1 protein-coding gene and 1 pseudogene are annotated in these 619 nt (G+C 71.1%); both read right to left on the reverse strand.

Features of this window, described 5'->3' with window-relative positions; translation table 11 throughout:
• Window positions 1-316 (reverse strand): 6-phosphofructokinase (locus ABD323_RS43670; RefSeq protein WP_344447566.1); only part of this gene is annotated, 316 nt, incomplete at its 3' end.
• Between the two features lie 151 nt (window positions 317-467).
• A pseudogene (locus tag ABD323_RS43675) lies at window positions 468-619 on the reverse strand (thiamine-phosphate kinase); the annotation flags it as partial.

Raw genomic sequence — 619 nt, forward strand, 5'->3', positions numbered from 1 at the left:
GCGTGCCCTCGCCGCCGATCGCGACCAGCCCGTCGATGCCGATGTTCTTCGCCAGCCGCTCGGCGTTCTCCACGGCCCAGTTGATCCGGTCCCGCTGCACCCGGGCCGAGCCCAGGATGGTCCCGCCGAGGGTGAGCAGACCGGTCACGTCGTCGTGCGAGACCGGCCGGGCGCGGCCCTCGATCAGACCGAGGAAGCCGTCCTCGATCCCGACGATCTCGTCGCCGTGCACGTCGGTGCCACGGTGCACCACCGAGCGGATCACCGCGTTGAGGCCGGGGCAGTCTCCGCCGCTGGTCAGGACACCGATTCTCATGGGGGCGTGCTCTCCCGCTCCTGGGGCAGCGCAGGCCCCCGAGTTGTTGGATTCTCGTACGAACCGGACACCCGGGACAGACCGGACATGCCGACAGCGACAGGCTACCCGTCCGACCTGTCGTCAGCTCAAATCCCGCGCCTCTTGCCCGTTACTCCGCGGCGAAGTGGTCCCAACCGCCGGCCCGGTCCCACGGAGCGCCGTCCACCGTGACCTGTCCGCCCCGGGCCGTACGCGCCGTACGCACCACCTCGCCGACCACACGCCATCGGGCGGGCAGCTGGACGGTGCTCGGGAAGGTGG

The sequence above is a fragment of the Kitasatospora nipponensis genome (genome assembly GCF_039528135.1).
GTDB classification, from domain to species: domain Bacteria; phylum Actinomycetota; class Actinomycetes; order Streptomycetales; family Streptomycetaceae; genus Kitasatospora; species Kitasatospora nipponensis.